The organism is Rahnella perminowiae, assembly GCF_019049755.1.
Classification (GTDB): Bacteria; Pseudomonadota; Gammaproteobacteria; order Enterobacterales; family Enterobacteriaceae; genus Rahnella; species Rahnella perminowiae.
Window position 1 is genome coordinate 1 of record NZ_JAFMOS010000430.1, and the last position, 9,176, is coordinate 9,176.

Here is a 9,176-nt window from a genome sequence, read left to right on the forward strand (position 1 = left end):
AGCTGTCGCCCACGACAGCGGTTTATTTGGGGGGCATCGCCCCGCACACCGTCGCGGCTAAGTCTCCGGCCAAAAGCCGGTAGCGTGGCGCGACCACCCTCTTTAAAGGTCAGCTTCCCTTTTATTCACGCTGCGAGGAACGAGCAAAGGGAATAAAAAGGCGAAAGCGACCGTCTTAAAGGGGGTGGTCGCGCGTAGCGGGCGACGGTGTGCCGCCGTTGACGTTTGGGGGTTTTGGCGCAGCGTCCAGCGGCGTCATTACCCCCATGCGACATATCATAAGGGCGTCCAGCCCGCATGAACTGGCGCACGCCGTGTCGTGCAGGGAAGCATGCTTTCCTGCACATGGCCGCAACGCGGCCACCTTCTTCGTCCCTGACGTTCGCCCCGCCTTTTCGCCCAACACCGTGGGCCGAATTGATGGGGCGATGTCATGGGGCGAACTGCTGACGAAGGAGGCATCGTGATTTTGAATAAGCTGGCCGTTTCACTGTCGCCGATAGTGAATGGCGCGCTGAGCTTCATTGCTTTTATGCAACAGCATCAGCTGATGCTGGCGCTGTTATCGGGGCTGACGATGCCGTTTTTCGCGTCGATGAAAAGCGATGAACGGCAGAAAGCCCCGTTATGGAAAAGGTTGATTATCGCTTTTTCCCTGCTGTGTTTTCTCTTCGGCACACTGGCCCCGGTGGTGATCGGAGCCTTCCAGTGGCTGTATAAGACCAGACTCACCAGTGATAATACGGTACTGGCCTGGTCAGTACGGATTGCTTTCACTGTAACCGGGATTATTTTCCATATTATGCTTCGCCGGTTATTCACACCGGAGCTGGACAGAATAAAGAAACGCCTTGTTAAAAAGACCACCCTTGAACGGGAATTGCGCACCGATGTCCGCACCGTAAAATCTCTGCTACCGGAAACCCTGCATTATAATCCGCTGAATTATATCGACCTGAATAAAGGCATTTTTACTGGCATGGACAGGGAGAACGAACCAATGTATCTCCCGTTAAAAGACTGGCAGAAACAGCACGCAGATATTATCGGTACCACCGGAGCCGGTAAAGGGGTGGCCGCCGGGATATTACTTTATCAAAGCATTCTGGCCGGTGAAGGTGTCTTTGTTATGGACCCCAAAGACGATGAATGGGCCCCGCATCTTTACCGCAAAGCCTGCGAGGATGCAGGCAAACCCTTTGCCTTAATTGATCTAAGGAAACAGGCATACCAGTTAAACCTGATTGAAGAGATTAATGCCGATGAACTGGAAGAGCTTTTTGTTGCTGGTTTCAGTCTGGCAGAGAAAGGTCAGGAGTCGGACTTTTATCGCATTGACGACCGGAAAGCGGCCCGGATAGCCGCGCAGTTTGTCAACCGTAATACTTCCTCAACCATTCGGGATGTGTATAACGGCGACTACGTTCAGGGTATTGCCGATAAGATAAAAGCCTTCTTCGGGAAAATTGAAGAGCTGGCCTTGCTCAATGCCATTAATGCGCCGACAGGATTTTCGCTTAATACGATATTTAAGGAAGGCGGTTGCTGCTATGTGATTGGCTCAATGCGCAACAGCAAAATCATTACCGCGCAGCGCATGTTGCTGGTTCGCCTGTACCAGTTGGCAGAAAGGCGCGAGCGAGTGAAATACGTGCCCCGCCCCATTGCTATTTATCTTTCCGAACTGAAATACCATTTATCCAGGCCCGCGCTGGAAGGTTTAGGCGCGGTACGCGATAAAGGCGTGCATATTATTATGGACCACCAGTCCATTGCCGATTTAAAAGACTGCCCGGCAGATTTGAAAGGTGACGCCGTTGTCGGTGCGGTGGTTGAGAACGCCAAATTCAAACTGGTTTATCGTGTCATGGACCCGGATACCGCCGAATGGGTGGCCAGGATGTCAGGCACCATATTAGTCGATGATGAGGTCCGCAAAGCGAAAACCGATGCCGTGCTGACAGAGACTATCGACGACGAACGCACCATCAGGCAGGCAGAGCGTTTCTTTACCGACAGCAATATGATCCTGAACCTACCCGATTTTGTCAGCTTCATCTTTACGACAAAAGCACTCCCCTCTGCTTCGCTGATTTCGCCCATCAGGGTGAAAAAACGCGAACTTGAGATCTCCGCCGTGTCGCCCGCAATTGCCGCCACCGCAGCAACAGTAAACATCACCCTGGATTTTAGCGAGGAGGAAACCGCCCCCGGACCGGCATCAACGCCGGATATCACCACAAAGCGGCCCGATCTTTTTTTTGATACGGGCGAAAAAGACACGACGATACCGATTGCCGATAAAAAGGAAAACCCGTCATTGCTGGATTTTTAAAGGGGGGAATGATGCTTATCACCGCATACAGCGAACGCCAGACGCGACATCGCGAAAAAATACAACGACTACTGAATTTTCTGAAGGAAGAAACGTACAGTGACTTTAAAACACTGATGCTGCTGTATGGCTTCAGGGATCATAAATCACTGTATTCCCTTCTTTCAAAAGTCGAGGGAATGGGCTTAATACAAAAGCATGTCCTGGTATCGCGCACAATGAAAATTTCATTATGGGGCATAACCACTGACGGACTGGCCGTTGTGTTAACCCCCGACGATGCGCTTTTCCCGGCGCGGTTTGAGCCTTCAAAAATCACCGGCTGGACGCTGGAGCATCACCTTGATAATCAGACAGCCCGCATCATCCTTGAGCAAAAAGGCGCATACGGGTGGGTAAACGGCGATCGCACAACCTTCCTTAGTCGTTATCAGGTCAGTCACCGGCCGGACGGTCTGATTATCCTGCCCGGCGGCACCGTGATCGCCATTGAGACCGAGCGCCGCCTCAAAACCAAAGCACGTTACCAGTCGATCATCGCCAGCCATTTACTGGCCCGGACCCGTAAAGACTGGATTTACGTTTTTTATATCGTGCCGGACCCGCAGAAAAAGCTCGGTCTTGAACGGCTGTTTGACGGCATCCGGCACGTCATCGTTAACCATCAGCACATCCCGCTGGAAACCCGCCACCGGAATGTCTTCCGCATCTACACGCTCGACGAGCTGCAACGGCTCGATTTACACCACGGCAAATAGTTCTTCTGTATCACTTACAGTCCCACCCAACCCAACCAGCAACGCAACGACCTGAAATAATACCCCTCGCAATACTCACCCAAAATCAGAACAGCCAGGACTCCAGAATGAACAGAGAAACTGACCGACTTGCGGACGTACTGACTGAAATGAGCGCAAAAGCGCTGGTGACATGGATGACGCATTCCGCTTTGCAGGACATACCGCGCGAAGCATTACTGACTCGCGGCAGCGATTTTGTATATGCCCTTCAGGCTAATTTTGTGCTGTTGCGTGATGTTCTGTCAGAAACGCTGGAAGATATTGAGCAGCAAAGTCATGACCTCGAAGAAAGACTGGATAGCCTGGAACAGCGCCTTCAGACGCTTCAGAAAGATACTGATAATTTGTATTAGCCCAGACTTGACCTGGCACAACTACGACACAGGGCCAAACCTAATCTGACAGGCAGCTCTGTGCCAGCAGCGGACGTTGCTAACATCAGCCCGTGTCATTCAATGGTGAGCAGGTCATATTGATCTGCTTACAATTGATCAAGACATCACGATATAAATTATGTCTTGCGAACTTTTGCTTCTCGCTCTGCCGGTCAATAGCGGGCTGTGTATTGCAATACATCGATGATGTCTTTACTCATTCATTCGACTCATGCTATATAGGGAAATATAATTCCCTATATAGGTACCACATATGCCTTCTCGCCAGGATAAATCGTCAACTACCTCACGCAGTCGTGGCCGCCCCCGTGAATTCGATATGGATAAGGCACTGGGCAAAGCGGTAAGAGTATTTTGTGAACGTGGGTACCACGCCACTTCCATCTCAGACCTGACTTCTGCAATGGAATTGGCCTCAGGTAGTGTCTACAAGGCTTTCAAGGATAAGCGCGCGGTATTTCTGGCAGCTTTTGATCATTATAAAGCAGAGCGCGATACGCAATTGCATAACGCAATCGAACAGGGAAAAAGCGGCCGCGAGCGTCTGCATAATGCCCTTGTTTTCTTCGCCGAATCCTCCTCCGGTGCTCAAGGACAGCTGGGATGCCTGGTCATTAGTGGAGCGGCCGATTTGAGTACATTCGACGCCGAGATAAGCCAACGCGTGACTGGAGCACTGACACGCAGTGAAACGATGCTCAAAAGACTAATAATCGAAGGACAGGCTGATAGCTCGATTTCCTCTGAACTAAACAGCCAGGACGTTGCGCGCCTGATGCTTTGCGTGCTTCAAGGTATGCGTGTGATTGGCAAAACGGGTCGCGATAAGCAAGACATGAAAGCGGTGGCCGATGCCGCGATGAAATGCTTGAGGTGATTTTTTTATACATTTAGGACATTATCATTCCCTTATTGGAGAGTTGCTATGAGTACTTCGCCTTCATTAAACACGGCAAGAACCGGCCCCAAAAATACTTCATCCTGGCTTACCCTGCTACTCGCAAGCGCCTGCGGATTGATTGCAGCCAATATCTATTATGCACAGCCGTTAGCAGGGCCAATCAGTAACACACTCGGGATGTCGCCCTCAGCCACCGGACTAATCGTGACTTTGACGCAGATTGGCTATGGGCTGGGTTTGCTTCTCATCGTGCCGTTGGGAGACCTGATTGAAAATCGTAAACTAACGCTTTTCCTCTTGGGGGTTGCAGCATTGTCACTCGCCGTGGCGGGATTGTCGACCCATCCCTTGCCCTTTCTGCTGTCGGCGTTGGGCATCGGTGTTGGAACGGTTGCCGTTCAGGTTCTTGTTCCTTACGCAGCACATATGGCTCCAGAGGCAAGCCGCGGACGGGTTGTAGGCAACGTGATGAGTGGCCTGATGCTGGGTATCATGCTGGCTCGCCCGGTATCAAGTTTCCTCACTCAACTTTACTCCTGGCATGTGGTTTTTTTCGCCTCCGCCCTGTTCATGGTCGTGTTGGCGGCCGTACTTTCATTAAAACTACCGCCACGCATCCCTTCTGGACGGTTAAACTACGGTGAACTGCTGATATCCATGGTTCATTTAGCACGCCGTACGCCAGAATTGCGCCGACGCGCGCTTTACCACGCTGCACTTTTCGCCGCTTTCAGCCTCTTCTGGACCACTACACCGCTGTTGTTGGCAGGCCCCCTTTTTAATTTGTCGCAGGGCGGGATCGCCTTATTTGCGCTCGCGGGGGTTGCTGGTGCCGTTGCTGCCCCCATTGCAGGACGCGTTGCAGACCGGGGATTGAGCCGACCGGCTACTGCACTGGCCATGCTGGCCGTGGCGGCGGCCTTTATTTTTACGCACATAGCAACACCGGGGTCATCCTGGTCGCTTGGATTATTGGTACTGGCGGCCATTGTGCTCGACTTTGGTGTTTCAGCTAACATGACGCTTGGGCAAAGAAAAATCTTCGAACTGGGCGCAGAAGTTCGCGCCCGGCTCAATGGTCTATATATGACCACTTTTTTCATCGGCGGTGCGATAGGCTCGGCGCTGGGCGGGTGGGCCTATGCGAATGGGGGATGGATGTTGGCATCTTGTATAGGAATTGCGCTGCCGGTTCTTGCATTAGCCTATTTTTTAACGGAACGCTCAACAGTCAATTCAACCACGTAATCGTTAATATCCGGCCGTATCATCAACATGATTTTGGCACTAGCCCCACAGCGCACAAGAAGGTTGTTTGCAGCCGAAGCGTCCACGGCTCCAGTGCGGTAAGGATTAGCACTAATTTAAAAGGGATGCAGGCTGTGAGACATAGCCAGGGGCCATAGATGAGATGGGGCGATGCGACGTTATTATCGAAGTCGGCGCGTGGAGGGAGTTTATGGCATAGTCTTTGTGCTTAGCGGTATATGAGCAAAGTTCCGCTTTGTGCCAGATATAGTCATTCGAACCCTGAGAGTTACACTTTTAAGTGATTCAGGGTATGCGCTTACTGGTTACGAATATTGTGCCAGAATCATGTGGTTTGATGATTGCCGCTTTGCTTTCGCCAGTAAGTGTTCCACGTTCGCTAACGAATACTCAGGGCATGCAGACAAACTGCTGACTATATTTCTTTCGAAGAGCGTGGAATGCATACCAATCCCCGATAAAAAGGAGTTGGTTATGACTGCGATAGATCAGTTTGCTGCTCATGTTGGTCTGGACTGGGCGGATAAAAAGCATGATGTTTGCGTTCAGTTTAAAAACGGCGAACGCACATTCCATGTGATTGAACATACAGCAGAAGCGCTTGATGCCTGGCTCAACGCGTTGCACAAACAGGTGAAAGGCAAAATAGCTATCACCCTTGAGCTGAAGAAGGGCCCCGTGGTGTATGCTCTTCAGAACTATCCGTTTATCACTGTCTTCCCTGTCCACGCTTTGTCCCTGGCTCGTTACCGGCAAGCCTTCTCGCCCAGCGGCGCTAAAGATGACCCGCAGGATGCCGAGCTGGCATTAGAGTTAATGCTGCGTTATCCCCAAAAGATAAAAGCCATTGAACCCGACAATGCGGATATCCGGTTACTCCAGCAACTGGTTGAGCAGCGTCGTCAGTTGGTTGAAGATAAACGCCGTTTTGTGAACCGGATAATCAACACGCTTAAACAGTATTACCCTCAGCCCCTGGAGTGGTTCTCACATCGGGGTAGCTTACTGTTGTGTGAACTGATTATGCGGTGGCCCAGTCTGCAACAACTGAAACGCGCCAGGCGCGACACGATCCGCAACTTTCTGAATGCCAAAGGTGGCCGCGCAATAGCCCTTACCGAGCAGCGTGTTGCGAGTATTGATAACGCGATCCCATTGACGACAGACCCGAGTGTTATAGAGGCTAATGCTTTGATGGCAACCGCACTGGCGACACAAATTAAAGTCGTGAGTGAAATCATCAAAACCTATGACGAACGAATCGAAACGCTGTTTGACACATTGCCAGATGCGGGGCTGTTCAAATCACTTCCGGGCATGGGGCCGTGTATGGGCCCACGTATGCTTGCTGCACTGGGTGATAACCGAGACCGGTTTAACAGCGCTGAAGAAATTCAAAACTACGCAGGTATTGCACCGGTGACAGAACGAAGTGGCCAGAAATCCTGGGTTCACTGGCGATGGCAATGTGCGAAGTTCGTCAGGCAGACCTTTGTTGAATGGGCTGCCAAGACGGTTAACTCATCATACTGGGCCAAATTGTATTATCAGGGGCAGCGAGAAAAGGGAAAATCTCATCAATCCGCGATCCGGGCTCTGGCATTCAAATGGCTAAGGATCATTTACCGCTGCTGGAAGACCAGAACCCGCTATGACGAAGCGAAATATTTGCTGGCACTGGAAGAGCGAAAATCGCCCTTACTGATGCCGTAAAAAACTTGTCGAATGTCTCAGGGCGTGAAGCGGACGTTGCATACGTAGGGGGCGTCAAGAAGCAGGCAGCAGATCACAACCTTAAAAGTTACTCATAAAAGGCTGGAGAAAGGCGTAACGAGACCCATTGTTCTGTATCATGCCCGTAAACGACAAACGCCGCATTTTCACTTCCAGCTATGTCAGCAATTTTTTGCGTACTTCGCCGGATGCCTGCCTCATCATCCATATCGGTAACAAATATTTGACGCGTTGCCGCATCTGCCATTGAATGATGCATAACAGCATCAGCGGCAAGTAATACGGTTCCTGTATCAGAAAGTCGTACTAAAAGGGACTGGTGACCAGGAACATGCCCGCTGGTTTCAAGCAGTACGACTCCCGGTAAAAGCTCGTAATCCCCTTCAATCAGACGATAACGTAGAGACGGATGATCCCATGACTCCCGATTTACTTTAAAGCGGGGATGTCCACTTTTGGCCAGCTCGTAGTGTTCCTTCTGAATGATGAGTTCCGCATTGCTAAATAAATCATGATTGCCGGAATGGTCTTCATCGAGATGAGTGCATATAAGGTAACTGATATCTGCTGGACTCACGCCGATAGCGTTAAGGCGAGCAGTGACGGTATCTTCAGGCCTGATTTCAACCGTAAGACCAGGTAGATTTACAGTCTTATCCACAAAAGAACGTGGCCAGCCAGTGTCGACAAGAATATTTATTCCATCGCTTGTCTGAATCAAATATCCAGGTACAGGTATATCACCCGGATGCATAGTCCCCAAGTAAAGCATATATAGGCGCATGACATTTTCTCTTATTTTCAGCAGTATGATAAAAATAGATGAATATATGGCCGCTCACAACACACGCCTCCTCCCTGTTCTGATCTTACTTCCGTTTATCGCTCATAGCGGCCTGGGATGTTTTTTAAAGGCGCTTTGCGCCAAAACGGAATTTGCCGCTAGAGAAGTAACGTCATCCAATAGGCTGCGCAAATTTCCTGAGTATGTTTTCAGCCAACTTTAACGCACGATCGCGCTCATCTCCCACGCCAATTTCGCGTGACGCCTGCATGACTTTAACAAGTGTTTGAATCGTAAACTCCCGCTTTTCACCCAGAACGGTGAGCACCGCCGCTCCGATCTCATTACAGATGGCCTTGCCTTCAGTAAACTCATCTTGTTGAGACATAAGCTTCTCCTTTTAAGTTAATGCACCGTAAGTGTAATTTACCATAGCATCCGGGTACGGAATTACCATTGCTAAGTCCCTATAATGCTGGATGTCTATCTTCGGACATGTCCCTGTTGATAGAGACACAATGTCATGCCAACTCCTCACTCTCAGCAGACCTTCAGCGTCACGTTTTTGTCTGCTGCGTGCCACAAGTGGACATTTTGTAACATTGGATATGCACTATCGGACAGATTACCTTCTGCGTATAAGGCACATTTGTTAATTCTGCGAGGTCATATGAATCAGGCCGACAAGAAATTTTTAAGAAGAATGAGTGGATATTTTTTTCGCACTGTACGCATAGATAAACTGGCTCATGTCCTTGATCTGCCAGAACCAGAAAGTAGCGGACGGTATCATCGCCCTGGACAGCCTATACTCTACATGAGTCCGGAAAAAGAATGGTCAATAAGGGCTGTGTCCGGGTATATGCGGGCTGACGGAATTCGACGCGTAGTTGTTCCACTCTATATCGACGAGGCGTTTGTCTTGGATCAGAATGATGAACTAGCTAGTAGTGTGTTG

At 50.2% G+C, this 9,176-nt stretch carries 8 protein-coding genes and 1 pseudogene; 7 read left to right on the forward strand and 2 right to left on the reverse strand.

Annotated elements, in window-relative coordinates:
- The first annotated feature begins 463 nt into the window (after positions 1-463).
- From J1785_RS06740 to J1785_RS06765, 6 genes are all read left to right on the forward strand, one after another.
- The gene (locus J1785_RS06740; RefSeq protein WP_217219088.1) at positions 464-2,335 is read left to right on the forward strand and encodes a type IV secretory system conjugative DNA transfer family protein; all 1,872 of its coding nucleotides are present in this window, start codon (positions 464-466) and stop codon (positions 2,333-2,335) included.
- Between the two features lie 11 nt (positions 2,336-2,346).
- Positions 2,347-3,093 carry a MobC family replication-relaxation protein gene (gene mobC / locus J1785_RS06745; RefSeq protein ID WP_217219095.1) on the forward strand — a complete coding sequence of 249 codons (747 nt, stop codon included), beginning with the start codon at positions 2,347-2,349 and terminating at the stop codon, positions 3,091-3,093.
- Between the two features lie 107 nt (positions 3,094-3,200).
- Entirely contained in the window at positions 3,201-3,488 is a 288-nt protein-coding gene (locus J1785_RS06750; RefSeq protein ID WP_217219089.1) for a hypothetical protein, read from the forward strand.
- Positions 3,489-3,849: 361 nt separating this feature from the next.
- Positions 3,850-4,407, forward strand: coding sequence for a TetR/AcrR family transcriptional regulator (locus tag J1785_RS06755; protein WP_217219090.1), 558 nt, complete (start codon positions 3,850-3,852; stop codon positions 4,405-4,407).
- Positions 4,408-4,455: 48 nt separating this feature from the next.
- On the forward strand, positions 4,456-5,679 hold the full coding sequence (locus J1785_RS06760) for an MFS transporter (RefSeq protein WP_217219091.1): 1,224 nt from the start codon (positions 4,456-4,458) through the stop codon (positions 5,677-5,679).
- A gap of 495 nt (positions 5,680-6,174) precedes the next feature.
- Positions 6,175-7,413 carry an IS110 family RNA-guided transposase gene (locus J1785_RS06765; protein ID WP_217219092.1) on the forward strand — a complete coding sequence of 413 codons (1,239 nt, stop codon included), beginning with the start codon at positions 6,175-6,177 and terminating at the stop codon, positions 7,411-7,413.
- Between the two features lie 88 nt (positions 7,414-7,501).
- Here the strand turns inward: J1785_RS06765 and J1785_RS06770 are convergent, their stop codons facing one another.
- Positions 7,502-8,218: an N-acyl homoserine lactonase family protein gene (locus tag J1785_RS06770; RefSeq protein ID WP_217219093.1), complete on the reverse strand. Its 717-nt coding sequence runs from the start codon at positions 8,216-8,218 to the stop codon at positions 7,502-7,504.
- A gap of 172 nt (positions 8,219-8,390) precedes the next feature.
- Positions 8,391-8,606, reverse strand: a complete 216-nt coding sequence (locus J1785_RS06775) for a hypothetical protein (protein WP_217219094.1) — start codon at positions 8,604-8,606, stop codon at positions 8,391-8,393.
- A 282-nt stretch (positions 8,607-8,888) separates the two neighbouring features.
- On the opposite strand from J1785_RS06775, the pseudogene J1785_RS06780 reads away from it, so the two are divergent.
- Positions 8,889-9,176 (forward strand): annotated as a pseudogene (locus J1785_RS06780) (RES family NAD+ phosphorylase); the annotation flags it as partial.